The 24,992-nt window shown below is 44.8% G+C and carries 20 protein-coding genes and 1 riboswitch; of the genes, 6 read left to right on the plus strand and 14 right to left on the minus strand.

Annotated elements, in window-relative coordinates; translation table 11 throughout:
• Positions 1-399: 399 nt before the first annotated feature.
• Positions 400-2,574: a DNA helicase II gene (uvrD, locus tag R8N47_RS21640; RefSeq protein WP_005378778.1), complete on the minus strand. Its 2,175-nt coding sequence runs from the start codon at positions 2,572-2,574 to the stop codon at positions 400-402.
• A 281-nt stretch (positions 2,575-2,855) separates the two neighbouring features.
• Here uvrD and R8N47_RS21645 point away from each other — a divergent pair, with 281 nt between their 5' ends.
• The 4 genes from R8N47_RS21645 (at position 2,856) to R8N47_RS21660 (ending at position 5,309) form a co-directional block, all read left to right on the plus strand.
• Positions 2,856-3,116 (plus strand): DUF2282 domain-containing protein, encoded by a 261-nt coding sequence (locus R8N47_RS21645; RefSeq protein ID WP_005378779.1) that lies wholly within the window; start codon positions 2,856-2,858, stop codon positions 3,114-3,116.
• A gap of 99 nt (positions 3,117-3,215) precedes the next feature.
• Positions 3,216-4,088 (plus strand): DUF692 domain-containing protein, encoded by an 873-nt coding sequence (locus tag R8N47_RS21650; RefSeq protein ID WP_053350788.1) that lies wholly within the window; start codon positions 3,216-3,218, stop codon positions 4,086-4,088.
• Complete coding sequence (locus R8N47_RS21655; protein ID WP_062730800.1) at positions 4,085-4,843, plus strand: DNA-binding domain-containing protein; 759 nt, start codon at positions 4,085-4,087, stop codon at positions 4,841-4,843. The genes R8N47_RS21650 and R8N47_RS21655 overlap by 4 nt, the downstream gene beginning before the upstream one ends.
• Positions 4,844-4,853: 10 nt before the next feature.
• A complete protein-coding gene (locus tag R8N47_RS21660) occupies positions 4,854-5,309 on the plus strand; it encodes a DoxX family protein (protein ID WP_005382925.1) in 456 nt (151 codons plus the stop codon).
• A gap of 31 nt (positions 5,310-5,340) precedes the next feature.
• Here the strand turns inward: R8N47_RS21660 and R8N47_RS21665 are convergent, their stop codons facing one another.
• Both R8N47_RS21665 and R8N47_RS21670 read right to left on the minus strand, forming a co-directional pair.
• A complete protein-coding gene (locus R8N47_RS21665) occupies positions 5,341-5,622 on the minus strand; it encodes a hypothetical protein (protein ID WP_005378786.1) in 282 nt (93 codons plus the stop codon).
• 91 nt (positions 5,623-5,713) lie between these two features.
• Positions 5,714-6,907, minus strand: a complete 1,194-nt coding sequence (locus R8N47_RS21670; RefSeq protein WP_005382927.1) for a multidrug effflux MFS transporter — start codon at positions 6,905-6,907, stop codon at positions 5,714-5,716.
• A gap of 107 nt (positions 6,908-7,014) precedes the next feature.
• On the opposite strand from R8N47_RS21670, the gene R8N47_RS21675 reads away from it, so the two are divergent.
• Both R8N47_RS21675 and R8N47_RS21680 read left to right on the plus strand, forming a co-directional pair.
• Positions 7,015-7,956, plus strand: coding sequence for a LysR family transcriptional regulator (locus tag R8N47_RS21675; protein ID WP_005378791.1), 942 nt, complete (start codon positions 7,015-7,017; stop codon positions 7,954-7,956).
• Positions 7,957-8,159: 203 nt separating this feature from the next.
• Positions 8,160-9,950 carry an aminopeptidase P family protein gene (locus R8N47_RS21680; RefSeq protein WP_064354414.1) on the plus strand — a complete coding sequence of 597 codons (1,791 nt, stop codon included), beginning with the start codon at positions 8,160-8,162 and terminating at the stop codon, positions 9,948-9,950.
• Positions 9,951-10,092: 142 nt separating this feature from the next.
• Here R8N47_RS21680 and thiH read toward each other — a convergent pair whose 3' ends face one another.
• The 11 genes from thiH to R8N47_RS21735 form a co-directional block, all read right to left on the minus strand.
• A complete protein-coding gene (thiH, locus tag R8N47_RS21685) occupies positions 10,093-11,205 on the minus strand; it encodes a 2-iminoacetate synthase ThiH (RefSeq protein ID WP_039988745.1) in 1,113 nt (370 codons plus the stop codon).
• Positions 11,206-11,239: 34 nt separating this feature from the next.
• Positions 11,240-12,007 (minus strand): thiazole synthase, encoded by a 768-nt coding sequence (locus tag R8N47_RS21690; protein ID WP_005397059.1) that lies wholly within the window; start codon positions 12,005-12,007, stop codon positions 11,240-11,242.
• 5 nt (positions 12,008-12,012) lie between these two features.
• Entirely contained in the window at positions 12,013-12,267 is a 255-nt protein-coding gene (gene thiS, locus R8N47_RS21695; RefSeq protein ID WP_064354415.1) for a sulfur carrier protein ThiS, read from the minus strand.
• Between the two features lie 38 nt (positions 12,268-12,305).
• On the minus strand, positions 12,306-13,079 hold the full coding sequence (locus R8N47_RS21700; RefSeq protein ID WP_064354416.1) for a HesA/MoeB/ThiF family protein: 774 nt from the start codon (positions 13,077-13,079) through the stop codon (positions 12,306-12,308).
• Positions 13,066-14,481 (minus strand): thiamine phosphate synthase, encoded by a 1,416-nt coding sequence (locus R8N47_RS21705; protein ID WP_064354417.1) that lies wholly within the window; start codon positions 14,479-14,481, stop codon positions 13,066-13,068. The genes R8N47_RS21700 and R8N47_RS21705 overlap by 14 nt, the downstream gene beginning before the upstream one ends.
• A complete protein-coding gene (gene thiC / locus R8N47_RS21710) occupies positions 14,481-16,421 on the minus strand; it encodes a phosphomethylpyrimidine synthase ThiC (RefSeq protein ID WP_064354418.1) in 1,941 nt (646 codons plus the stop codon). Before thiC ends, R8N47_RS21705 begins: the two co-directional genes overlap by 1 nt.
• Positions 16,422-16,584: 163 nt before the next feature.
• Positions 16,585-16,683, minus strand: a riboswitch (TPP riboswitch).
• A 60-nt stretch (positions 16,684-16,743) separates the two neighbouring features.
• A complete protein-coding gene (crcB, locus tag R8N47_RS21715; RefSeq protein WP_005378811.1) occupies positions 16,744-17,127 on the minus strand; it encodes a fluoride efflux transporter CrcB in 384 nt (127 codons plus the stop codon).
• Between the two features lie 123 nt (positions 17,128-17,250).
• The gene (locus R8N47_RS21720; RefSeq protein ID WP_064354419.1) at positions 17,251-18,633 is read right to left on the minus strand and encodes a multicopper oxidase family protein; all 1,383 of its coding nucleotides are present in this window, start codon (positions 18,631-18,633) and stop codon (positions 17,251-17,253) included.
• 1,362 nt (positions 18,634-19,995) lie between these two features.
• Positions 19,996-20,790 (minus strand): FRG domain-containing protein, encoded by a 795-nt coding sequence (locus tag R8N47_RS21725; protein ID WP_318070403.1) that lies wholly within the window; start codon positions 20,788-20,790, stop codon positions 19,996-19,998.
• The gene (locus tag R8N47_RS21730) at positions 20,787-21,614 is read right to left on the minus strand and encodes a hypothetical protein (protein ID WP_318070404.1); all 828 of its coding nucleotides are present in this window, start codon (positions 21,612-21,614) and stop codon (positions 20,787-20,789) included. Before R8N47_RS21730 ends, R8N47_RS21725 begins: the two co-directional genes overlap by 4 nt.
• A gap of 301 nt (positions 21,615-21,915) precedes the next feature.
• Entirely contained in the window at positions 21,916-24,810 is a 2,895-nt protein-coding gene (locus R8N47_RS21735) for a DNA polymerase (protein WP_318070405.1), read from the minus strand.
• Positions 24,811-24,992 lie beyond the last annotated feature (182 nt).

The following is a 24,992-nucleotide window of genomic DNA, read 5'->3' on the forward strand; positions in this document are numbered from 1 at the left end:
CACACTATCATGGATTAGATGCATGGAGCACTCTTAGTAGCTGGATTGCTGCGAGTAAGACTATAACCCCGATGGGCGCAAGCCCTCGGGGTTTTTCTTTGCCTAAAGTTTTTCTCATCTGCACCGTTAAATCGCGCTTTCGAATTCCATTTTTTTACTGCTTTATCGACGCCAAAACCGCACAAACAAAAAGAGCCGCCGAAGCAGCTCTTAAGTTGATGATACCAATCACAGTAAATAAGTGATCAGAAGTAGCGTAGGGAAAATGCTTGAGAACAAGGCGCAATTTTTCGATAAGTAGTTATTCTACAATCAAAAATTGCAACGCAGTTATCGAGTATTTTAACAAGCTAGAATGACCAGTTATTTACTACGATTGGTATGAGTTTTGGTCAAGCCTTACAGTTTCTCTAGTCGTGCGTAAGCAGTTACCAACCATTTGATGCCTTCACCGTTAAAGGCAATCTGTACACGGCTTTGTGGACCACTGCCTTCGAAGTTGATGATGGTGCCTTCACCAAACTTTGGATGCATCACACGAGAACCTAGCGTAAAGCCGGTTTCATTAAAGCTCTCTTTCACAACAGTTTGGCTAAATCGACCACTGCTTGAAGGACGGCTAACTTGCGCCTTCATTCGTACTTCATCTAAACAAGTTTCTGGCAGTTCACGGATAAAGCGAGACGGTTTATGGTATTTATCCTGACCGTACAAACGACGCATTTCAGCATAAGTGATGTACAGTTTCTGCATCGCACGGGTCATGCCTACGTAACACAGACGGCGTTCTTCTTCTAAGCGCCCTGCTTCTTCTGCCGACATTTGGCTTGGGAACATGCCTTCTTCCACACCGACCATAAACACCAATGGAAACTCTAGACCTTTCGCACTGTGTAATGTCATGAGCTGAACCGCATCTTCAAATTCGTCCGCTTGTCCTTCGCCCGCTTCTAGTGCTGCGTGGGTTAGGAATGCCGTCAGCAGTGACATGTCTTCGGCTTCTTCTGGTTTCTCGAATTGGCGAGTTGCGGTCACCAATTCCTCCAAGTTCTCAATACGTGCCTTAGACTTTTCGCCCTTCTCTTGCTCGTACATCGCGAACAAGCCCGAGTATTTAATCACATGGTCAGTTTGGTGATGCAGCGGCATCTCTAAGGTGTCGTCTTCTAGCGCGGTGACAAGCTCGATAAAACGGCTCAGAGCACCAGCAGCGCGACCAGCAAGCACCTTCTCGTCCAACATTGCCACACTCGCTTCCCACATGGTGCAACCACGATCACGAGCCGCAAAGCGGATGGTTTCAAGCGTCTTATCGCCCAAACCACGCGTTGGCGTATTCACCACACGTTCAAACGCCGCATCATCGTTACGGTTGGCAATCAGACGCATGTAGCTCAAGGCATCTTTGATTTCCTGACGTTCGAAGAATCGCATGCCGCCGTAGATACGGTAAGGCAGACCGGCTTGAATTAACGCTTCTTCCAGAACACGCGACTGGGCGTTGTTACGGTAAAGCATCGCAGCGTCATTCAGAGCACCGCCCTTGTCTTGCCACTCTTTGATTTTGTTCACCGCAAAACGGGCTTCATCTAATTCGTTGTAAGCGCTGTAAACCGAGATAGGCTCACCGACCACGCCATCCGTCCACAACTCTTTACCCATACGCTCGGTGTTATTCGCAATCAGGGTGTTAGATGCTTCCAGAATGGTCTTGGTTGAACGGTAGTTTTGCTCAAGACGAATGGTATTTACGCTTGGGAATTCGAGCGTAAACTTCTCAATATTCTCGACTTTTGCACCACGCCAACCATAAATCGACTGGTCGTCATCACCTACGATCATCACGTGACACTCAGGACCCGCCATCATACGTAGCCAAGCATATTGAATGTTGTTGGTATCTTGGAACTCGTCCACCAAGATATGCTTAAAGCGTGCTTGGTAGTGTTCACGGACGAACTTGTTATCACGCAGTAGCTCATGTGCGCGCAGCAAGATTTCCGCAAAATCGACTAAACCAGCACGATCACACGCTTCTTGGTAAGCGGTGTACAACTGCAGATATGTCTTGGTTACTGGATCATGGTACGCATCAATGTGCGACGGACGCAGACCTTCGTCTTTCTTACCGTTAATCCACCATGCCACTTGGCGTGCAGGCCATTGCTTCTCATCGAGGTTTTGCGCTTTGATCAAACGCTTTAGCAGACGCTGCTGGTCGTCACTGTCAATGATTTGGAAATCTTCCGGTAGCTTCGCATCAAGATAGTGTGCTCGCAGAATACGGTGACAAATGCCGTGGAAAGTACCATTCCACATACCGCCTGCACTGCCCATCATTAGCTCTTCGATACGTCCACGCATCTCTGCCGCCGCCTTATTGGTAAAGGTTACCGACATAATTGAGAACGGAGAAGCTTGCTCGACCGACATCAGCCAAGCGATACGGTGAACAAGAACGCGTGTCTTACCACTTCCTGCGCCAGCAAGAACGAGCAAGTTTTCTAGAGGTGCTGCAACGGCTTCACGTTGTTTATCGTTCAAACCGTCGAGTAATAGAGATGGATCCATCATGATGAGAGCTACTGGTTATTTATACATAAAAACCGATTATAACCTAAACAACCGGGTGCTGTTTAGACAAAACTTGATAAAAAAATCGATGTTTTTTTGCCCAACACATCAATTAGTTATACCTATTTGACCCTGCAAACCCATTTACTTCGGAAATTTTTCTGAAAGTTTTTTAGCCAGTTTCCTATCTTTTAAGTTAAGCAAGTTGATAACAAAAACGCCAAAACAGGTGATTCATCTTGCCAACTTAAAGTAAAGGAAATCATTCAGAGGAATTTATTATGAAAAAGTCGAATCTAGCTGTTACTGCTGCTGTTACTGGTCTTCTAGCTCTTGGTGGCACAATGCTAACTGCAGCTCCAGCTGTCGCTGCTGAAAAAGAAAAGTGCTATGGCGTTTCTAAAGCAGGTAAAAACGACTGTGCAACAAAAAGCAGCTCATGCGCTGGTACTTCTAAAGAAGATAACCAAAAAGACGCATTCGTAGTCGTACCAAAAGGTCTTTGTGACAAACTCGCTGGCGGTAGCACTTCTTCTTCATAATCTTTTATCGCTAGCTATTGTGAGGATGCGTTGACGCTCAACCAACGCAAAGCCAAGACGCATCCTTCTCTTCCCGCACGATTTGAAAAGGAGTTTCACGTGAAACACCACACCTTCCACGACCTTGTTGGAGTTGGATTAAGAACCCCTCACCTCGATTACTTTAGCCAAAACCAACCCGAGTTGTCTTGGTTAGAAATCCACAGTGAAAACTATTTCCAACCCAACGCTGCAGAGCGCCATCAGCTACAAACGCTTCGCGAGCAATATCAAATTAGCTGCCACGGTATTGGTTTGTCGCTGGGCTCGGTGGAACGTGTTAGTCAAAAGCATCTTGCGCAACTTAAATCACTGATTGACTCAATCGACCCAATTCTTGTTTCTGACCATTTAAGTTGGAGTGAAAACGGCGGTCACTACTTTAATGACCTGCTTCCACTTCCGTATACGGAAGAAGCGCTCAACGTGTTCACTCGTAACGTGAATGAAGTGCAGGAATATTTGCAACGCGAGATCTTGATAGAGAACCCATCTAGTTATGTGAAGTTTCAACATTCGACCATCAGCGAATGGGAGTTTCTTACCGAAGTGCAAAAGCGCACTGACTGTCGTTTATTGCTCGATTTAAACAATGTTTATGTTTCGGCGTTCAACCACGGTTTTGATTGCGACACATACCTAGATGCGATTCCAGCCGACAAAGTGGATGAGATTCACTTGGCAGGTTTTACCATTAAACAACTCGACAAAGGTGAGATATGGATTGATACCCATAGCCGCCCAGTTAGCGATGAAGTTTGGCAGTTGTTTTCACAGTGGACAAAAAAACACGGTCCACGTCATACGTTGATTGAATGGGATTTGGATATCCCCGCGCCAGAAGTCTTATTAGGAGAAGCACAGAAAGCATCGCAACTACTGTTGCAAGGCACACTTCCAAGTGAACAAAGCGAACCAAGGAAGGCATCATGAATCTAGCCACCTTACAAAGCCAGTTTGCTAAAGCCCTACACTATCAAGCACTCGGTGAAGATTGCGATATTGCCAGTGATACGTTTACCGCTGATGAACGCATGCAGATTTACCGCAATAACTTTATCGTCAGCTTAAGCGAGGTGTTATCCGCGACCTACCCGATGGTTGAAGCGCTGCTTGGTGAAGAATGCTTTGAACAGATAGCTCGCCAGCATGTTCTTTCTTACCCATTAGAAGAAGGAAATGTGGTGCATTATGGCGAAGGCTTTCAAGACACCATCATGCAGTTCAGTCAGGTGATTGCACAAGCACCTTACAGCCCTGAAGTCGCCCGCTTCGAGTGGCATATCGACCTAGCTCGTCAAGCACAGTATGAGCAATCCAATGCAGCGGAATTAAAACCGCTTGCGTTACTTGGCGAAGTGAGTGAAGAGCAACAACCCACTTTAGTCTTACACCTTAAAAAGGGCTGCCGCAGCTTTGACTCCAACTACGCAGTATTCGATCTATTTAGCGCGATTCAAACTGGGCAATTCGAACAACTTAATATCAACCAATTACAGCAAGGTGTCATCTCGATTCAAGCCAATGGAGAAGCCTTGTGTCACGCACTCGATGCTGATGTGTTCCAACTGCTGCAATGTTTAGAGCAGAAGCAGAGTTTGAGCGAAATACCTGAAGTTTTACTCGCTCATCTCAATCGCATCATGGCACTCGATATTGTTGACGGCTTTACATTGCAATCAATCTAAGGAGCACTCTATGAAGGATACGGTTAAAAACTTAGTGAATCGGTATGACGATTTAATCAGTACCTTACAAGCTGGCTTTGTCCCTTTACTACTTCTCTTTTGCCGCTTTTGGGTTGCTTGGGTGTTCTTCAATTCAGGACTAATCAAAATCTCGTCTTGGGATAGCACGTTGTACTTATTTGAGCTGGAATACCAAGTGCCAATCTTGCCATGGGAATTGGCGGCTTATTTAGGTACGGCTGCGGAGTTGGTTCTACCGGTGTTCTTGGCACTAGGATTGATTACCCGCCCGATGGCAGCAATGCTGTTTGTGTTCAACATCATCGCAGTGATCTCTTACCCACTGTTGTGGGAGAAAGGTTTTTATGATCACCAACTTTGGGGATTGATGATTCTTATCGTAATCGTATGGGGGCCAGGACCGCTGTCTTTGGACCACATCCTGAAAAAGAAAATGACGAGCTAAAAAAATCCCCGCATCATGCGGGGATTTTTTATTATTTATTCAAGTAAGCCAGTAGCTCTTCTGCTGAGATACCTTGCTGAGCGAGGTCTTTTGCCATCTGCTCGACTTGTTCATCTTTGCGTGACTCAATCACTTGCTGAAATTGGTACACGATATCACGCAAAATTGGCAGAGGTACTTGTTTAGCCGCACTACGAATACGCTCGGAGCTTTGATTACCCAGCTCATTAAGCAACTTGCCAAACATCACCTTTTCTGGTGAATCTTCCATTTGCTCTAGAATACGAGCCATTTCATACGTGGTTAACGACATTACTTTTTGAGTTCCGTTATGGTGTCAGGAAAAGTCTGAGTGACAAATATACACGCCTTACTTACATTGGAAAATACTAAATTACACTGATTTACGCTTTCGCAAAGCTCGAGTGCCAGTTCTTCCCTGCTTTTGTAAACAGAACGACCAACGCAGGTAATAGGACCCACATATGAATTGCGATCAAGGTTTGTGGATCCAGAGATAAGCGTTGCAGTGTACCCACCAACAAACCAGAGCCACTCATTTGGAACAATCCAAGCAGTGCAGCTGCCGTGCCCGCCTTATCACCAAACGGTTCTAACGCTTTCCCTGCCGCTGCACCCAGAATGAATGCAAAACCTACAGAAGACATGAAGATAGGTAGCATGAAAGAAAGCGCGGTATTCTGACCATTCATCACTAGCATGATCACACCTGCGAGACCCAGAGTTGAGATCCCGGTGACCAAGGTGTTGTGAGTTCCAACGCGCTCCATAAACTTAGGCGCCAGCATACATGCCGCAATGTTTATCACCGCATTTACACCAAACCAGAAAGTGAATTCATTCATCGACAGCCCCATCCCCGTCATCAATACCGACGGTGCTGAGGTAACGTAAGCAAGAATAACCGCCATCGCCATCAAGCATAATGACGCATGGAAAACAAAAGATGGTGTGCTAAGCACTGCCCAATACCGACTAAGCTTAAACACCGCTTGCTTTTCTGTTGACGGGTTAGTCTCTTTCATCATGAAAAACATCAATGATCCAGACACCACAGCAAAACCCGCCATAAAGCTAAAGTTAGCACGCCAGTCAAATTGCTGAGTTAACCAGCTACCTAGAATTGGAGCTAAAGCCGGAATGAAACAAATCGCACCGTTAAGGTAGCTGATCATTTTGCCGCTTTTTTCCGGGCCAAAGATATCGCGAACTGTTGCAAAGGCTGCTACCGATGTCGCACACGCACCTAAGCCTTGTAGCAGTCGGGAAACCAACATCCACTCAATATTTTGAGCACTCCACGCCAATAAAGCGCTCATCGCGTAAATGGTGATACCGCCCAATGCAACAGTTCGACGTCCGAGTTTATCTGCTAAGGGACCTGCGAATAGCTGACCAACACCCATAGCAAATAAGAACCAAGTGATCGTGTCTTGTGCTAGCGCATTATCGACCTGAAAAGTGGAAGCAATAAGAGGTAAAGCAGGTAGATAAATATCAATCGCTAAAGGACTGAAAAGAACCAAAAGGGTCAATAACGCCATCTGTTTTTTACTATTAGAAAACTGGCTAGACACACAACACTCCGAATTGGATAAAGAACTTTGGGTAAAGCTTAATCATCTGATGATATGAATGGAAATGATGTATAATCATGAGCATTATTCCTCAGAGGAAATTCACTGTGAACGTCGAAAAACTGGCTCGTATCGATTTAAATCTATTGGTCTGCTTTAAAGTGCTGATTGAAGAGTTAAATGTTACTCGTGCGGCCCACCGATTGTGCTTAAGCCAGTCCGCCGTAAGTAAATCACTGGCTAAACTGCGCATTCAATTTGATGACCCTCTTTTCACTCGAAACTCACATGGATTAACACCTACGCCGCGCGCATTGTTTCTTAAACCGAAACTGGATCTGTTGATAAATCAGTTAGAAGTGCTGACTCAACCCGAAGAGTTTTCTCCGCAAAGCAGTGAATACCGTTTTCAAATAGCAGCGGTAGAGAGTGTCTACCCTCTCATTCTACCCCATTTCTTACCGGCGATTTTTCAACAAGCACCTGGCGTGACAATTAGCACACACCCGTGGTCGGATAATACATTTAAAATGCTTCAACGCGGCGAACTGGATTTAGGCTTAACTGGAAAAGATATCGATATAAACGATGCCAAGCTGACTCTTCAACCACCCGATGACATTTGCGAGTTGGAAATTTATCGTGATTACCAAATGTGCATTATTCGCAAAAACCACCCTGCGCTAAAACAACCTTGGAATCTGGAAGCCTATCTCGCCCTACGCCATGTACAGGTGCGTTGTGATGGCAACGACCGTTGGTTGCTAGATTATCGCCTTGCAGATATTGGCGCCGACCGCGATATTGCCGTCACTGTGCCCGACTTTAACAGTGCCGCAAGTTTATGTTCATACACCGACTTTATCTTTACTGCGCCAAGTCATTTTGTGCAACTTGCGGCCAAACAGCTTGATTTGGTCGTGCTGCCACTACCGTTAGAATTCCCACCTATGGCTTACACTTTATTCTGGCACCGAGATAGAGAAAACGACCCTGCATTAGGCTGGCTACGTACGATGATCACACAAAAAACCGATCACCTTAGATAAAAACACCGCACTCAATTTGCGCTTAGCGGCTAAAATGAGTAGCTTAACTGTCGTAGTCCTTTTTGGCTCATCTATGGCCTAGTTGTACTCCGACTCTATTGAAGTGATTGCGAACCTCAATGGAATCGTAAACTGCATGAAGCAGATGGAAACAGCTCCCACACCTGAGCATGAAGGAGCGGTAATTTGAAGGAATAACACAGATGCACAACGATACCCAAAGCCGCGTGAATGCAATTCGCGAATGGCTAGCACAACATAATATTGATGCCCTACTTGTCCCTCATGAAGACGAGTACTTGGGTGAATACGTACCAGCGCACAACGAGCGTTTACATTGGCTAACTGGCTTTACTGGTTCTGCTGGTGCTGCGGTAATCACCAAAGACAAAGCCGCTATCTTTGTTGATGGTCGCTACACAGTACAAGTAACAAAGCAGGTTCCTGCTGATCTATTCGAATACCGTCACTTGATTGAAGAGCCTGCACTAGATTGGATTAAAGACCATCTTGCAAATGGCGCGTCTGTGGCAATCGACCCTCGCATGCACAACGCTGCTTGGCTAGACATGGCACAAGCAAAACTTGCTGGCGCACTTGAGCTTAAGATTCTCGATAGCAACCCAATTGATGAACTGTGGCACGACCGCCCTGCTCCTGTGGTTTCTGATGTTCGCCTAATGGCAACAGAAGCATTTGGTCAGTCAAGTGAAAGCAAACGCCAAGAAATCGCAGAGCTCGTGAAAAAAACCGGTGCAGACAGCGCAGTGATCACAGCACTTGATTCTATCTGTTGGTTGCTCAACGTTCGTGGTCTAGATGTCTCACGTCTACCAGTTCTGCTTTCTCACGCGATTCTGCACTCAGACTCAAGCGTGGAATACTTCCTAGATCCTGCTCGCCTACCTGCTGAGTTTGACGCTCATGTTGGTGCCGGCGTGACGGTTCATCACCCAGAAGCATTGCAAGCACGACTAGAAAACCTAACTGGCAAGAATGTACTGGTTGACCCTGCGACAAGTAACGCGTGGTTTAAATTGGTTCTACAAAACGCTGGCGTATCTGTGGTGAGTAAAGCTGATCCATGCCTAATGCCAAAAGCAGCAAAGAACGCAGTTGAAATCGCAGGCATGAAAGCATGTCATATCCGCGATGGCGTAGCGATGAGTAAGTTCCTTTCTTGGTTAGATGCTGAAGTCGTTGCGGGTAACCTGCATGATGAAGCGACGCTGGCAGACAAACTGGAAGCGTTCCGTAGCGAAGACCCGACACTTATGGATCTTAGCTTCGATACTATCTCGGCAGCAGGTGGCAACGCGGCGATGTGTCACTACAACCACGAGAACCAACCTGAACCTGGCAAGCTAGAACTGAACACGCTTTACCTAGTGGATTCAGGCGGTCAGTACCTAGATGGCACGACAGACATCACGCGTACAATTGCGATTGGTCAGCCTTCACAAGAGATGATTAAACAATTCACTCTCGCGCTAAAAGGTCACATCGGTGTTGCACGTGCACGTTTCCCGAAAGGCACACGTGGTTACCAAATCGATACGCTAGCTCGTCAGCACCTATGGGCGGAAGGCTACGATTACGACCACGGTACTGGTCACGGTGTTGGTCACTTCCTAAGTGTTCATGAAGGTCCGGCGAGCATTTCTAAGAAGCAAATCGACGTGCCTCTAACAGAAGGTATGGTGCTATCCAACGAGCCAGGTTACTACCGTGCGGATGCGTTTGGTATCCGTATCGAGAACCTAGAGCTTGTTGTTGAAACCCCAACTAACGGTGACTTCCCTGTTTTGTCATTTGAGTCGCTAACACGCTGTCCAATCGACAAGCGTAATATCAACGTTGATATGCTAACTCGTCCAGAGCTTGCTTGGTTGAATGATTACCATCAGAAGGTATGGGATGAGATCAGCCCACTTGTTGAGGGTGATGTGAAAGAGTGGCTTCGTCAAGCAACGCTACCAGTAGCACACAGCTAGAAGCTAGAAGCTAGAAGCTAGAAGCTAGAAGCTAGAAGCTAGAAGCTAGAAAAAAGTAGAGGGTTGATGTTTTGCATCAACCCTCTTTTTTTGCCTATGTTTCACGTGAAACATAACGATGACCAGTGGCTTTCTTTGCTACTTAACCAGAATACGCCGAGTGCCAATCTCGCCATACAGGGTCAAACCCTTTGGCTCGAATCATATCTTCCACAGAACCTGCGCTTCGCTCATCACTGATCTCAAACTGCTCGAGTTCAACATCATCCATCGCATAACCACCCGGCTGAGTTTTCGATGCAGCAGACATACTGGTAATGCCTAAAGGCAATGCGTTATCTCTAAACTTCGGTGACTCACGAGTCGATAATGACAACTCCACTTCTGGATTCAACAAACGATAAGCGCAAATCAGCTGAACAAGTTGCTTATCCGTCATGACTGATTTGGGTTGGAGCGCACCCTCACAAGGACGCAAACGCGGGAAAGAAATCGAGTAACGAGTCTGCCAATACGTGCGCTCAAGATAGTCCAAGTGCGCTGCCACATAAAAACAGTCGGTACGCCACTCTTCCAACCCTATTAAAGCACCAATACCGATCTTATCGATGCCCGCCTTTGCAAGACGATCGGGTGTATCCAATCGGTATTCGAAATCCATCTTGTTGCCACGCAAATGGTGCTCGGCGTAAGTCGAAGGATGATACGTTTCTTGATAGACCATCACCGCATCCAAACCCAATGTCTTGAGCTCAGCGTATTCGTCTTGATCAAGTGGCTGTACTTCCATCGCCAAATAGTTAAAGCGCTTCTTAATCATAGGCACCATTTCGCGGAAGTATTTCATACCCACTTTAGTTTCGTGCTCGCCAGTCACCAGCAATACGCTATCAAACTTCATGCGTTTAATGGCTTCAACTTCTGCAGCCACTTCGTCCCTATTCAAAGTACGACGCTTGATTCTGTTCTCCATAGAAAAGCCACAATAAGTACAAGCATTGGCGCACAAGTTAGAAAGGTACAGTGGAATGTAAAGCGACATGGTATTACCAAAACGCTTGCGAGTTGCCGAGTATGACAGCTGCGCCATTTGCTCTAAGTACGCTTCAGCCGCTGGTGAAATTAGCGCTTTAAAGTCTTCCAAATCACGCTTGGGTTTATTCAATGCTCGCTCGACATCTTGTGCCGTTTTCGCGTAGATCGACATCGAGATGTCATCCCAATTAAGCTGCTTAAATTGTTCAACGAAGCTCATGTTTTCCTCGCTTAATAGCTAAACCAATCTAGGACTAAAGCTCATCTAGGAATGACGTCAGTGGACTCGACGCAACCGCATGAGAAACCTTACCGGCAAGTCCAGCTTCATAAGCCATACGCCCGGACTCTACTGCCAACTTAAATGCCTTCGCCATCGCAACGGGATCGCTCGAAGCTGCAATCGCTGTATTGACGAGCACGGCATCCGCGCCCATTTCCATCGCACGCGCGGCATGTGAAGGAGCACCAATACCCGCATCAACAACGACAGGAACATTAGCTTGGTCGATGATGATCTCTAGGAAATCGTGAGAAACTATCCCTTTGTTAGAACCGATCGGCGCACCTAATGGCATGACTGCAGCACAGCCTACTTCTTCCAATCGTTTACACAGAACCGGGTCAGCATGACAATAAGGAAGGACAATGAAGCCTTCACGAACCAGCTGTTCAGCAGCTGCAAGTGTTTCAATTGGATCGGGCATCAAGTACTTCGGGTCTGGATGAATTTCTAGTTTTAACCAGTTAGTACCCAACGCTTCTCTCGCCAATTGTGCTGCAAACACAGCATCTTTAGCATTCTTTGCACCTGAGGTGTTCGGCAATAAGTTCACACCCGCTTGTACTAACGGTAGCAAAATATCGTCTTGTTGGTCGTTCACATCCACACGCTTCAACGCCATGGTCGCAAGTTGAGAACCCGATACTTGAATCGCTTCTGCCATTAATCGGCTGTTGGCAAACTTCCCTGTTCCCGTGAACAGTCTTGATTCGAATTGTTTATCACCAATTTTAAGCATCGACTTTAACCCCCTGCGATCGCTTGAAACAAAGAGATGCTATCTCCCTGTGAAAGAACTGTGCTAGCCCACTCACTGCACGGCACAACATTGTTATTAATTGCAAAAACACAGCCAATTTCAGGCAGCGCAAATTGACTAATGATTTGCTGTAGATTCGACTCACTGGCAACTTGATGTGACTGGTCATTGATGACAATAGTGATCACATCTAAGTCAGCAGCGGTCATTTGTGTTGTTTGTTGTTCTGATAACGTCATTGCTTCCAACTCTCTTAATTCTGCCTATTACTCGTAAGCTAAATCTGAGCACACACTTGGCACTGTTTGTCTTTGCTTATCGCCATGGTTTGCCATTGCAGTTTCAACCCATCAAACAGATGCAACTTGGCAGCCTCGACATGAAACTTTCCCGTCGCCAGTTTTTGAATTGCCGCTATCGCTTGGTAGTTGCCAAGTGTGCCCACCACCGGACCGACGACACCACTCTCACTGCACTTTTGCGTTTGCGGTAATTCGTCGAACGGATACAAACAGCGGTAACAGGCTGTACTCTCTGCTTCTTGTTCAATCTGCGTTTGATAATCAAAGACAGCGAATTGCCCTTGCCAACCAATTGCCGCCGCCGAGATGAGCGGCGTATTTTGCTCGAAACAAACTTGGTTAATGAGCTGACGCGTTGGCATGTTATCGGTGCAGTCGAGCACCACATCCGCTAGTATCACCTCAAGCTGAAGCTGTGCTTTGTCTAATCGCTTATTGAGGGCACGAATTTGAACCATAGAATTAAGGTCAGTCAGTTGCTTTACAGTCGCTTTTGTTTTCGCAACTTGTAGGTCTTGTTCACGATAAATGATCTGACGTTGTAGGTTACTGCTATCAACTTCATCGTCATCGACCACTACCAATTTACCAACACCCGCTGATGCCAAGTACAAACTCGCTGCGCTCCCTAACCCACCACAACCGATGATCAGCACATGCGATTTGCTCAAACGCTTTTGCCCAATTTCGGCAATTTCAGGCAGAGCGACTTGGCGCTGATAGCGAAGGAACTGCTTATCCGTGAGCATGCTCGCCTCTCTTGGTATCCGCCAACTCACTATTCTGATCAGTGAACGTTAGCTGTCTTTCCTTCATCAGTTGTGCGAAGAACTCGATGACCGATTGAGGTGATTCTGCCAACGTAATAGCACGCACTACTGCTAAGCTAGAAACACCTGTTTGCCAAACTTGGTCAGCATTAGATTGGTCAATGCCACCAATCGCGACCGTCGGAAAGCCAAGCACATAGTCACTACCTGCTTTGTCTTTTGCGGGACGGAAAACCAACTCTGTGTTTCCGTAAGGAATGCTATCAATCAGCTTTTGATAAAGAGACAAGCGCACCAAACCTTGTGGTTTCGATGGCATCTGTTTTGTGGTGGTTGGGAAAATATGCCCTAGCGCGATGTAACTAGGATGAATTTGTACGATGCGCAGTAGCTCATAATAACCATGAGTAGAAAGACCAAGACAAATGCCGGCTTTAGTTAGCTGAGCCAAATTCGATTCTTCTATGTCTTCTTGTCCTAGGTGAACACCATAAGCGCCATGCTTGATTGCCAACTGCCAATAGTCATTGATGAACACTTGTGCTTGATACTGACGACCTAGCTCAATTGCTCGAATGATCTGTTGTTCTAAATCGGCTTGTTGTGGGTTCTTTATTCGCAGTTGAATAGTGTTGATGCCTAGTGGCAGTAGACGCTCAATCCAAGCAACATCATCAACGACTGGATAGAGCCCTAGACTTTGCTTAGTTAGAGTTGGAAAGCTAACGCTCTCACCTTGTGCAGACCAACCAACTTGAATACCTAGTCGGTTATCCTCCAGTACAGGTGTGGGGAAATCATCAAATTGGTCAGCCCACTGAGTAGGTCGTCCCTCATCAAGGTTGTCACTCAACAGTGTTTCACGTGAAACATTCGCTTGTTGAGTTAGCATTCCTCGAGCAAGTGTTAACGCATCTTCGATAGGAAAATCGAGTACTGTCAGCGTTACTGTCCAAGCAAGGTGATGTTCGGGATCGAACATTGCGTTGAGTTTGGACTTAACAGAAAGCGCTCTCACTTCGTCGTTGATTGGGTGACGCCAGATATCAAGCTGAAGCACTTTCTCCTTTTCATCGGAAACCTGCGTATCAGCAATGCCAATATAAATCGCTTTCGACGGTTGCTTAGCACACGCTTCTACCGACAAAGCAGAACGGTAATAGAGAGTAAATGAACACTCAGGCTCAAAGTTATGTCCACCAATAAGGTCAGTCGTTATATGTGTAATCTGTTGGTCGCGAACAAGCTGAATAGATTGAGTTGGGCTCACACCCAACTCAATGTCTTCGATGCTAAAACCCTGTTCTTTCGCCAACAACAAACATTGCTGAACTAAACCTGTCAGTTCAATCAATGATGACGGAATAAGGATTTTGCTCATTAGTCACTTACCTCGGCATGTGCTGCTGGGTGGTATAGCTCGGAGCCTGACTCTCTAAATTCTTGCGATTTCTGACGCATCCCCTCAAGAGGATCATCCAGCATTTTGATCGAGATAGCTTGGTCCGCAGCAACTTGCTCAGTGTCTTTCGCATATTCTCGAACCTCTTGCGAAATCTTCATCGAGCAGAACTTTGGTCCGCACATCGAACAGAAGTGAGCGACTTTTCCAGACTCTTGAGGCAAGGTTTCATCATGGAAAGCACGCGCGGTATCTGGGTCGAGCGACAAGTTGAATTGGTCTTCCCAACGGAACTCGAAGCGAGCTTTAGAAAGCGCGTTATCACGAACTTGTGCACCAGGGTGTCCCTTCGCTAAATCAGCGGCGTGCGCAGCAAGCTTGTAAGTGATCATGCCTACTTTCACGTCTTCTTTGTTTGGTAAACCGAGGTGCTCTTTCGGAGTTACGTAGCAAAGCATTGCACAGCCATACCAACCAATCATGGCAGCGCCGATGCCTGAAGTAATATGGTCGTAACCAGGAGCGACGTCTGTCGTCAATGGACCAAGGGTATAGAAAGGAGCCTCATGACAGTGCTCTAACTGCTCTTCCATGTTCTCTTTGATCATATGCATTGGAACATGACCAGGACCTTCGATAATTACTTGTACGTCGTATTCCCACGCAATCTTGGTTAACTCACCAAGGGTACGAAGCTCTGCAAATTGCGCTTCGTCGTTAGCATCGGCCACCGAGCCAGGACGCAGACCATCACCGAGAGAAAGTGCCACATCATACTTAGCACAGATTTCACAGATCTCTCGGAAGTGGGTATATAAGAAGCTTTCTTGGTGATGCGCTAAACACCATTTCGCAATGATAGAACCACCACGAGAGACGATACCAGTAACGCGTTTTGCAGTCATTGGCACATAACGAAGTAGTAAACCGGCATGGATAGTAAAGTAGTCAACGCCCTGCTCTGCTTGCTCAATCAGGGTATCGCGCATCACTTCCCAGTTAAGGTTTTCAGCAACACCATTCACTTTCTCAAGCGCTTGGTACATTGGCACGGTACCGATCGGAACCGGACTGTTACGTAGAATCCACTCGCGAGTTTCGTGGATGTTACGTCCAGTAGAAAGATCCATTACGGTATCTCCACCCCAACGCGTTGCCCATACTAACTTTTCTACTTCTTCCTCAATCGAAGAAGTGACCGATGAGTTACCGATGTTGGCGTTCACTTTGACCAAAAAGTTACGTCCAATGATCATTGGTTCGGATTCTGGGTGGTTAATATTTGAAGGGATAATAGCGCGACCTTCGGCGACTTCTTTACGCACGAATTCGGCGGTAATATCTTTTGGTAGGTTCGCTCCGAAGCTTTGACCCGGATGCTGTTGATTCAGCACTTCATCGCGATACTTGGCACGCCCCATGTTTTCACGCAGCGCGATATATTCCATTTCTGGGGTAATAATACCTTTGCGAGCATAGTGCAATTGAGTCACACAATGGCCATCTTTGGCACGTCGAATACGTGGTAGATTACCGTAACGAAGACCGTCTAGTGTTTCGTCTTCTAAGCGTTCTTTGGTGTACACCGAGCTTACTTCATCAAGTAGCTCAGTATCGGCGCGCTCTTCAATCCACCCTTCTCTCAGCTTAGGTAAGCCGTTATAGAGGTCTATGGTGTGCTCTGGATCTGTGTATACACCCGACGTATCGTAAACGCGTACTGGCTCATTAGGTTCGAATATAGGCGCTTCTTTTGTGCCTCCAATAAGGCTATCAGCGAGTGATATTTCACGCATTGGCACACGAATATCTGGACGTGAGCCTTCTACGTAGACTTTGCTTGAATTGGGGTACGGTTGTACCGAGAGTGTATCAATGAACTGTTTTGCTTCCAGTCTCGCTTGTTTGCGACTCGACATAGCATTTTTCCTTGCTTTGTTATACTAGATAAAAAGTAATTGGATAAAAATGCTTGGCGGATAGATGCGACAAGAGGAGTCAAATTAAGGCTAGTTAAAGCTTACGATATTTGCCTGTAACAACATTCGACTTTTGATAGATCAACCAGAAAGAACTCCGGTGTGAATATCTTCTCTTGTTCCCTTCGCAGATTCTAATCTGATCAGGTTCAACGGATCCCGAATTAACGGTCTCAGCCTTATGGCACTCCGACAAGTGATGTCAGTATATAAAAACGGCTTGGTGAAACCAAGCCGACCTGTTCAATTTTTAACTACTTTGCTAGCTGCGCATCAATAATTGAAAGCCTATCCACGCCGCTGAAATACTTAACACGACATTCAACAATACGTTCAACCCCATCTTAAAGAAAGCGCCCTGCTGCATAAGCAAAACATTATCCATCGAGAAGGTGGAAAACGTCGTTAGTGCGCCTAAAAAACCCAAGCCAATCACTTGTCGCCAAGGTTCCGTTGCCAAAAGTTCATTATCGAAAGCTGCTATCAATAAGCCCATCATAAATGAGCCAACAACGTTAACGGTTAACGTACCATATGGAAAACCACGCCCCAATAAAATGACACAAAGTTCAGAAATTAAGTAACGAGAACATGCACCAAATGCACCACCCAATGCAATAAAACCCAAAACGGATAGTTGTCCCATAATTCCCCCAGAAAAGTTAATGGAGACATTGTAATCAAATTTACGGCAATAGTGATTATACAATCTTAGAATTCAGCAAATTATAGCGCTTAAAACTTATCAAGATTTAAAAAGTTACAGGAGTCACTTTACTTCAATATAACCCATCAACCCCGTCTTCATGTGTTCGATCACATGACAATGGTACATCCAACGTCCAGGGTTATCTGCAACAAATGCCGCTTTCGCACTGCCGTTTTTTCCAAGCAAGACCGTATCGGTATGAAACGGTTCGTCGAGTTTTTTTCCATCTAACTCAAGAACCGTAAATGTGTGTCCATGAAGGTGAATAGGATGATGATATTGGGTGACGTTCTTTAGGTTGAAGATATAGGTTTTTCCCATCTCCAATGTTGAAAGGGGCGCTGGAATATTATCTTTGCTCATTCCCTCCCAAGCCCGTTTGTTCATCAGCCAGAATTTAGGTATCGCTTTGCCCGATTTATCAGCAGGAGTGATCGCCCCCTCCCACTCAAACACATAATCGATTTGCTCTGCATTTTTCAAATCGAGAGCTGGCACAGGGTTGAGAGGTAATAAAGGCAGTTTCTGGTTGTTCGACAGGTCAGACTCAACAACGTCAAACTCGCACAAAAGGAATGGGAAGCGTCCTTTCATTTGACGCACATAAACACGTTTTCCAGCCTTTGGAGCAATCAATCCGATATCTAACCTCATTCCCGGACCAATTTTGTGCTGAGTGAGCTTATAAGGCGTTTTAACAGGGTTACCATCAATAGCAATAACCCAAGCCTCTGCGCCTTCTATAGCGATCGGGTAAGTAATGGTGTTATCGACATTAGCAATTCTTAATCGTGTGGTAGCATTCTGCTTCAGCGTATAAACAGGTTCATGCACACCATTGACGCTACTCCACTCTCCGGGAGTCCCCATACGAGCGCTCAAGCGCGGCACCATAAGGTTCTTCCACTGACCTTGTTTGTCTAAGTGCCAATGCTTGAGGACGACTTCATGCTCTTCATCAAACTGAACAGGCTCTGCCTCTTCAACGACAATTAGCCCGACTAAGCCCTTACCAAGCTGCTTCACACTATTCATATGTGGGTGATACCAAAATGTGCCCGCATCTGGTGGTGTAAATTCATAAACGAATGTTTCACCTGGCATGATAGGCTGCTGGCTCAAGAAAGGTACACCATCCATTTCAATAGGGATTCGCAAGCCATGCCAGTGGATTGTAGTCGGCTCTGAAAGCTTGTTAGTAAACCGAATTATAACTTTCTCGCCTTGGCGACAACGAATCACAGGCGCTGGAATCGAACCATTAAATGCGAGTACGTCTGTGTTAAACCCAGGGACTAATTCTGCAGTAGAAGGCTCTGCAGTGATATCGTATATATATTGCCCCTGCTTATTAGTGCTCCTAGATAGAGAACATGCAGGTAGAACGGCAAGCGCGGAGATTGCTAAGGATGATTGAAGAAAGCGTCGACGAGATATATCCATACATAGTTACTCATTAATCCAGATCGGTTGAGTGTAACTAAATATAAATAGTGATTCCCCTTTATTATTAAAATTTCGGGCCACTGATCATTACAGCTAACTGTAGTTTCGTTCGTTCAGTAGATTAAATGCTGCCAAAGTACAGCAGAAAGCCATACTTACGGGATAAGAGTAGAAATAAGCTGTAATAATGAGAAGAAACCAGATACAAAAAAGGCTCTGACCTAAGTCAGAGCCTGATATGTGGCAGGGGTGGAGAGATTCGAACTCCCAACACGCGGATTTGGAATATAATATTTCGCTGCATTAAAGATATAATCAACATCACTAGTCAGTTATGTTGGCGTGGCCTATATGGAAATCTCGCAAGCTAATAGCTAAAACCTATCACCACCACAAACTCATTAGCCCTTGCCTATGATAGAACCGCGGATTTGGAATATAATATTTCGCTGCATTAAAGATATAATCAACATCACTAGTCAGTTATGTTGGCGTGGCCTATATGGAAATCTCGCAAGCTAATAGCTAAAACCTATCACCACCACAAACTCATTAGCCCTTGCCTATGATAGAACCGCGGATTTGGAATATAATATTTCGCTGCATTAAAGACATAACAAAGCGACCAACCTAACTATGTTGGCTTAAGGCGTATGGAAGTATCGCAAGCCAATGCCTGATAAGGTATACACTCTAAAGAGCGATTTTTTTTACTTTCAGAATATGGATTTGATTTTGTTTTCAAAGGCCTCTATCTGATTCGGAAACCAACGTTTTAGAAACTGATAAAAAGCCCAATACATTAGTAACTGTCCCCAATAGTTCAAAACGAGAACAAAGGTGCAAATAAAGGTATAAACGTTGGAGGTGATATTTGAAGCCATTGTTCCGAATGATTTAACTGAGCCTTTGTCTGGGAAGTCAAAAGTAAACAAGAAAAACAAAAATGCCAAAAATAAGGCACTCAAGACGGGTGTACTAAACACGTCTTTAAGGCCAGTTTTCTGACCAGACTTTTTTTCCAATTCTGTTACTAAGAACAGCATAAACGAAGAGTATCCTAGAGAAGCCAGAAAACTGCTATCTATACAAGTTTGAGCGAACATATAAACCTTAAACTATAAATCTATTATTTTTTATCAACTGTTGTAGGTGAAACATGTTAAGCGGCTATGAATTGCAGGCCAGCAACAACTCATCGAGTCACCCGTTAAAGGAATCAGCAACGTTAGTCAGTCCACTAATCTAAAACCACTGCATAGGCAACGCCTATCAATGGCCGTAATACATTAGCTACAGCCTATACTAGAACCGCGAATTGGGAATAAATAGTTTCGCTGCAATAAAATACCGCCACAGTTAACTAGTGTGGGCTTGCATATCCATTTTGATTGACTTAGCTAAACCAGATAAGTCACCATATATCGACTTAGCATTGATGTTCATTTTCCGCAGTAAAGCATAAATTCCTTCATATAAATCACTCGAAATAACAAGCTTCAGCATTGGAGTAGAGCTATACACACCCAATGAAAGCAGGTCTTCGATTTTCTGTTCTCTATTTCCAGAAATTAGAAACGTTCCTGCTTGTCTATCAATCCTAACATTCATTTCCAATGGTTCAGTTATCCATACAATATCGTAAGAAAACCTATCAACTACTTCATCAAATATCTGATCTTGAATTCCATGAATATCTTGGCGACGCTTATTGAAACTACCATCTTTGCTAGAAATATGCGCAACAGAAGCATCTAATACAGCATGATAGTCAAGCGCAAATATAGCTAAATCTTTCTTACTTTGAGGGTCATAGGCTTCCAACGCAAAATACAATGCAATGTAAGGACTCTCTGTAAAATCGATTAGGCGTGTAGGTGCGCCGTAATGCTGCATAACCGACAACCAAGCGAGCTTACTTTTGGGTTCATGGTTAGAGTCATTGTAAATATGATACTTTGACTTAAACAGGTTCAAGTAGTGCTCTTCAACCTGTTTAACATTACCACCCCATGAAGTACCTAACGTACGCTCCAATGTGGACTCTAACTTCCAAGTGGAATCTGCGTGACCTCTGTAAATATAATGGTTAGGGAGCTCATTCAACGCAGTCAATAGATCCTCGACCGTACTAATTTTTTTTTCGGTTATCATCCTCGGACCCTCGAATACTCTTCTTGGATCCGCTCTAAAACATCGCGGTATGATGCGTCTAAATTGACAACAACGGAAACTGCATCACCTTTCATTTTGATAGGTATAACCTTTTTACCTTCTTCGGGGATAATTCTTGCGGATGCCGTGTTAGCTGTTGCGGCTGTTGATTTCGCTACACTTTCAACCACCTCTTCATTCAATGCTTCACCCTTAACCTCCAGTGCTCCAGTTCGTGCACCAATTTGTTGCGCATATACAGATAAAGGTTTTTGAAATAATTCATCCGCATCCACAGGGTTGGGACCAGTAAACGTAGCTTTAAAACTCTTGATAGCATACGCACCTCGAATCTTTTGAATAAAACCTTGAGGGTCAGGGATAAAGTTAACCTTTACTTCTGCTCCAGTATTGATAACGGTTTCAGACTTTTCGAACAGTCCTCGAATTCTGCGAGCAACCGTTTCAGCATCTGGAGCTAGTTTAGATTTCTTAGCAATACCTAACAAACCTATACGACAATCAAACACTACCGTTGTATAGGGGCTAGAATCATCCAGTTTGTCTATAAAATTACCGCTTTCTTTATCGAACTTTTCCAGAGTAGTCTTGGTTGTTCGACCGATAGCAAACGATCCTGTCAGCTGATCAAAAAAATCAACATTTCCCAAATGCCATTCACTACCTGAAGACAACATCAATTCGGGTTTCTCGTTAATAGCTTCAAGAAATATTTGGGAAGGAGAAAGATTAGGGAATAAAAGCGGCATTTGAGCCGGCTTTATAAACTTCACTCTATATAAGTAATACTCGGTTCCAGCCACTGACACACCTTGTTACGTATTGTTAGTTTTTGTCTATTAATTTGTGCTGAGTATCTAATTCTATAACGAAAACAACAAGTACTAGTCATCAAAAAGAAGATGCATATCAATCTCAAACCCTGAAGGCGACAATCATAGGTCGCATGATTAATTCAACAAACTGTTAACCTGCTCTAATCGGGCAATCCACTAGCACATGCCAGATAAATAACAGCAATCGCTCCACTACATTGCTACAACCAATGATTGAAAGAAAAGCCAGACCCCTTTCGGAATCTGGCTCTGTAAGCGTTACGCGATACTAAGCAGCAAGTTTTTCAGTGTGGTTAAGATTGTATTCTTCAAGCATTGTTGTCGCCTCCTGAAACTCGTCAGAATGGAAAATCAATGTCATATCAACCATTGGGTACTTACGCACGAACCATGATAGGAGTGGCAGCATACGTGGCGTTACAGGCAGTTTGGATTCCAGTAGCTTACGTCCCTTAGCATTTGCTAAATCTTGTTTAGTGATACCTTCAATACCATGAGCTTCAAACGTAGCGACCATCTTATCGTAATGACCACGAGGTGCACGTTTCGGCGCTTCTGGTAGTCCCCATTTACCCTGAGTGATAGCTCGTAACATCTGTACCTTGAAAATGCCCTCTGAGCCATCCTCAAGGTATTTCACACCTGTACCCTTGAGATAACTACGAACCTTATAGAAGTCCATCCAATTGTCCCAATCTTCCATCGTTTTTAGGCAGTTGTTTACACGCCACTCGTCAAAGTAGGTACGAGCATCTAAACCCTCATCAACGGTATTCCATGGAACCGTATCGAACGATAGATGCTCTACCATTTCACCGCTTTTAGGGTGACGAACTTCCACCATACGAGGGTTTACAGGACGACGCTTAAAGTCATATTCGAGGTTAAGTGTCTGTTCGGTATGGATAGAAATAAGGTCGAGCTCTTTTAGCCATTGGTCACGTGCTGATGCTAAGTGTTTACGTGCAACCTTCTGACCCGGATAACGATCTAAGAACAGCTCAACCATCCACTCATTTTCATCTACGCCTTTCGGTGCTTTTATCCCTGCTTTAGCACATACCGGTTTTGTATCACCCAATTCAGCAGTCAATTGTCCACGAGTCTTCATAGAGATTATCTGTTTAGCATGGTGCTTTAGTTGCATCATGTCTTCGCCACTGACTTCAGTACAGATTTGCTGGAAGCGTTGTGCTAATGGGCCATCTAAACATTGCTCTAACTGCTCTTCTGTGGCATTGCAAAGCCAGCCGTCTGTTGTGGCTGAAATTATCTTGATGTCATCGCCGTAACGCTCATTGAGCTTACGTATAACTTCTAACATGGTTGCGCGAACAAAACCCGTGGCATGTGCCGCATAGTGCGCATTAGTCACTGGTGAATAAGGAATTTTACTACTTAAACCTGAGGCTAAATCGAAACCTGACTTATCACGCAAGCCTTGTCCAACCTTACCGTAAAGAGTGTTACCAATGAGCTTCCAAAGCTTCTCGTACAGCTCATTACCCTCTTCTTTATACTTGGCTCGTTGCTTACGAATCGTCTTGGTAAATTCTTTAAACTTAGATGTAGAGCCTTTCTTCCACGGAATCACCTGACCATGGAGTATCTCGATCTCTACGCCAGCATCATGGGCTAATTGTAGTTCCGGCGCAGTTACGTACGTTTCACCTTCAAGTGGATAATAAATCCCTCGAAGTGAAGTGCGGCAAGGCAAAAGTCCAAAATTTTCCTTGTCACCATGCTTGAAGCGAACATAAGCAAAGCCCATCTTATGACCGAGATAATCTTCAATATCCTTAGACTCAAACGAATTCAAATAGTCTGCTTCGAGAATATCGACGAGAGCCGTGGTGTAAGCTCCGGAAAGGTCGAAATCGTTGTAATCACCGACCTCCGTGGGGCCAAAGTACGCGCCAAAATTAGCGCCACCATAAAATGCGGACACAGCTAGTGCATCGGTATACTCACGGCTCACTGTCTTCGCCAGTTCAACGGAATTGCGGATAGAATTACTTTTAGCATGGTAGTACTGATTCTTGCGCTTCTCATACCCTAAGAACTGATGCATCTCAGCCGCACCACCACATGAATCACGGAACAACGACACACCAAGATTGCCTAATGTCGAAGGCAGGCTATTCAGCTCCAGACCGATATCTTCACGAAGGTCAACCAATGCGAACTTCTGCATCTGTAAACCATATTCCAAGGCAATATCAGCATCACGAATAGCATAACGATTAAACAGACTAGTATCCTTACAATACAGGTCATCCATTCGTTCTATCATATTGTCTGGTAAAGTCATCTTAGGAAAACCAACCAACTCACCGATCTCATCAAGCGACGCCTTGCTACTCAGCAACATGGTATCAATGAAGCGAACTTTGGTTTCGAAAGCGTTATTTGATGAAGAGTAGAACTTGGTGTTTTCTATTTTGTATTTACTGCGACCGATTGAGTCCAGATCGATTCCGTAAGCACCACGACCTGAAGTTACAGTACCTTGAACGACTGTTAGCGAGTTTTTATGGTTCTTATTACTTGTGCCGATTTTCCAAAACTCCTCAAACGAAGCAACATCGGAACGTAAAAAGTGGGCGTAGATAAACGTCTGATCAGGCCATTCTTCGATGAAACCACGTGCTTTAGCTTTTATCAGCAACTCTTGGATGAATTTGTCGAAGCTGTTCTTATAACCTTTCTTAGCAAGCTGTTTACGCTTATCCATTTCATCTTCTTTCGACAGACCTTGATCACGACACTGCTTAATCAGTTTCGCCATATCGGTATGTTTCACACCGCTAAACGACTTATCACCAATGCGAACACTGTATGAGTAGCAAAGAATATCGTTCTTACCTGTCTCTTGGTTAAAGACCCACTCAGAATCTATCGATATGTGGATAGCTTTACCTTCACCACGTATCGCCGCCCATGGAGCAGATTTAATCCCCTCTAAGTATCGATTAATACGTTTATCTATTTCTTTTTTAGCTTCTTCACGCCCTCGCAGCTCGACTTCGAACTTGCTAACTTGATCATCTAAAAGCAATGATTTGGTATCGAAGAATGTTGACTGCAGGAAGTCTTCTAACTCACGCTCAGTTTCTCGCATCAATTGATAGGCTGTTTTCGGAAACGTTTCTAACTCTTTCATCTTTTGTTTATCCATTCGTTAAAATAAAAAAGACGAAGTACATCCATTACCGGACATACTTCGTCGGTTATCGGATATAGAAAGATTGGTAATAAAGAGGTGCTCGGAGATGAGACTAGTTTAGAAAAGACTGGTATAGAATGGTGCGCACGAAGGCTGTGGTTTGCTAGACCGTATTACAG

The organism is Vibrio sp. 2132-1, assembly GCF_033344315.1.

Bases quoted from the DNA above. Each gene is read 5' to 3' on its own strand.
- R8N47_RS21720 (WP_064354419.1), bottom strand. From the start codon at position 18,633: ATGGATATATCTCGTCGACGCTTTCTTCAATCATCCTTAGCAATCTCC.
- thiS (WP_064354415.1), bottom strand. From the start codon at position 12,267: ATGACGTTATCAGAACAACAAACAACACAAATGACCGCTGCTGACTTA.
- R8N47_RS21665 (WP_005378786.1), bottom strand. From the start codon at position 5,622: ATGTCGTTAACCACGTATGAAATGGCTCGTATTCTAGAGCAAATGGAA.
- R8N47_RS21735 (WP_318070405.1), bottom strand. From the start codon at position 24,810: ATGAAAGAGTTAGAAACGTTTCCGAAAACAGCCTATCAATTGATGCGA.
- uvrD (WP_005378778.1), bottom strand. From the start codon at position 2,574: ATGATGGATCCATCTCTATTACTCGACGGTTTGAACGATAAACAACGT.
- R8N47_RS21660 (WP_005382925.1), top strand. From the start codon at position 4,854: ATGAAGGATACGGTTAAAAACTTAGTGAATCGGTATGACGATTTAATC.
- R8N47_RS21645 (WP_005378779.1), top strand. From the start codon at position 2,856: ATGAAAAAGTCGAATCTAGCTGTTACTGCTGCTGTTACTGGTCTTCTA.
- R8N47_RS21725 (WP_318070403.1), bottom strand. From the start codon at position 20,790: ATGATAACCGAAAAAAAAATTAGTACGGTCGAGGATCTATTGACTGCG.
- R8N47_RS21680 (WP_064354414.1), top strand. From the start codon at position 8,160: ATGCACAACGATACCCAAAGCCGCGTGAATGCAATTCGCGAATGGCTA.
- R8N47_RS21705 (WP_064354417.1), bottom strand. From the start codon at position 14,481: ATGAGCAAAATCCTTATTCCGTCATCATTGATTGAACTGACAGGTTTA.
- R8N47_RS21655 (WP_062730800.1), top strand. From the start codon at position 4,085: ATGAATCTAGCCACCTTACAAAGCCAGTTTGCTAAAGCCCTACACTAT.
- R8N47_RS21690 (WP_005397059.1), bottom strand. From the start codon at position 12,007: ATGCTTAAAATTGGTGATAAACAATTCGAATCAAGACTGTTCACGGGA.
- R8N47_RS21700 (WP_064354416.1), bottom strand. From the start codon at position 13,079: ATGCTCACGGATAAGCAGTTCCTTCGCTATCAGCGCCAAGTCGCTCTG.
- thiC (WP_064354418.1), bottom strand. From the start codon at position 16,421: ATGTCGAGTCGCAAACAAGCGAGACTGGAAGCAAAACAGTTCATTGAT.
- crcB (WP_005378811.1), bottom strand. From the start codon at position 17,127: ATGGGACAACTATCCGTTTTGGGTTTTATTGCATTGGGTGGTGCATTT.
- thiH (WP_039988745.1), bottom strand. From the start codon at position 11,205: ATGAGCTTCGTTGAACAATTTAAGCAGCTTAATTGGGATGACATCTCG.